Here is a 1,248-nt window from a genome sequence, read left to right as displayed (position 1 = left end):
CCCCCAAGTTTTATCCAGCGATGAGTTCGTTCCTGGCGTTCGGGTTGCCGTTCTGGGCGGGTGGAGCGACGGGAGCTGGCGCGGAGCCGTCGACGTAGCGTAGCGCCAGCTCCCGTCGCGGATGGGTGAAGGCAAATTCGGCGGGCGTCCGCCAACCGAGTTGCGAGTGTGGGCGGGTTTGATTGTAATCGGCCCGCCAACATCCGAGGACGATGCGAGCCTGGGCCAGCGACGTGAACAGCGTCTCATTCAACAGTTCGTCCCGCAGCCGGCCGTTGAAGCTCTCGATGAAGGCGTTCTGCGTCGGCTTGCCCGGCGCGATGTCATGCCAGTCGATGCGGGCGGCGTCAGCCCATGCCAGGATAGCGTTGCTGGTGAGTTCGGTGCCGTTGTCGCTGACCACTGTCTTCGGCTTGCCGCGCGCGATCGTCAGCCGCTCCAGCTCTCGGGCACCCCGGACACCGGAGAGCGAGGTATCGGCCACCAGCGCCAGGCACTCTCGCGTGCAGTCATCGACAATCGTCAGAATTCGGAAGCGCCGTCCGTCGGTGAGTTGATCCGACACGAAGTCGAGCGACCAGCGATCGTTGGGTGCCGCCGGAAGCTGTATCGGCGCCCTGGTCCCGATGGCCCGCTTGCGGCCGCCGCGGCGGCGCACCGCGAGCTTCTCCTCCCGATACAGCCGGAACAGCCTTTTGTGGTTGATCACGTAGCCCTCCCTCTCGAGCAACACGTGCAGGCGCCGATAGCCGAACCGGCGGCGCTCATGAGCGATCGCCTTCATCCGCTGGCGAAGGCCAGCCTCCTCCGCCCGGGTCGTCTTGTATCTCATGGTCATGCGGCAGCAGCCGATGGCTTTACACGCCCGCCGTTCGCTCATCTCGAATGCAGATCGCAGATGCGCGACAGCTTTCCGCTTCCCCGCGGGCGTCACCACTTCTTTCCCAGGAGATCCTTCAGTGCCGCATTGTCCAGCATGGCGTCGGCCAGCAGCCGCTTCAGCCGGGTATTCTCGTCCTCCAGCGACCTCAGCTTCTTGGCCTCCGAGACGTCCATACCGCCGAACTTCGCCTTCCACTTGTAGATGCTGGCGTCGCTGACGCCATGCTTGCGGCACAGATCGGCGACAGAAACGCAGGCCTCGTGCTCCTTCAAAACCCCGATGATCTGCTCTTCCGAAAAGCGACTGCGCTTCATACTCTGGTCCTCGTCTTGGGCCAGAACGAACTTCAACCTGGATTAGGCTAC

General features: G+C 63.6%; 1 protein-coding gene. It reads right to left on the bottom strand.

Going from position 1 to position 1,248, the window contains the following annotated elements; translation table 11 throughout:
- Positions 1–10: 10 nt before the first annotated feature.
- Positions 11–1,197 (bottom strand): IS3 family transposase gene (locus HXX15_RS23125; protein WP_296519257.1). Its coding sequence is split into 2 segments (ribosomal slippage): positions 11–948 and positions 948–1,197, totalling 1,188 coding nucleotides; the frame shifts between segments, so codons are not numbered across the junction.
- Positions 1,198–1,248 lie beyond the last annotated feature (51 nt).

It is taken from the genome of Rhodopseudomonas sp. (genome assembly GCF_013377015.1).
GTDB lineage: Bacteria > Pseudomonadota > Alphaproteobacteria > Rhizobiales > Xanthobacteraceae > JARJEH01.
Note: the sequence above shows the minus strand (reverse complement) of the source record. Positions and strands in the feature narration are given on the sequence as shown.